We start from the raw sequence: 249 nt of genomic DNA, 5'->3' as shown, positions 1-249 counted from the left end.
CGTCGACTGCCGTGCAGGGTCGTGAACTCCCCGTCGTGCTAACGATCGCCGATACGGCCCATATCCGCGGTGGCGAGGTCACGGTGACGGCGGACGGTGTGGCGAAGACGATCGAGGTGCGCGACGGCACGGCCGCGCTCGCTCTCCCCGCCGTCGACCGGCTTGGCGAACGGGAGGTGACGGTGACCGTGACCGACAAGAAGGGCCGGCTGGTCTCGGAGGTGCACGCAACGACGCAGGTCGTCGACC

At 69.5% G+C, this 249-nt stretch carries 1 protein-coding gene; it reads left to right on the top strand.

Features of this window, described 5'->3' with window-relative positions; genetic code table 11:
- Window positions 1-35 precede the first annotated feature (35 nt).
- Window positions 36-249: hypothetical protein (locus SB754_RS22015; RefSeq protein WP_410784428.1), on the top strand; the 214-nt coding region annotated here is incomplete at its 3' end.

The organism is Leifsonia sp. SIMBA_070, from assembly GCF_046534635.1.
Taxonomy (GTDB): Bacteria; Actinomycetota; Actinomycetes; order Actinomycetales; family Microbacteriaceae; genus Leifsonia.
The sequence above is the reverse complement of the archived record's forward strand: the minus strand, read 5'-3'. Positions and strand labels throughout refer to the sequence as shown.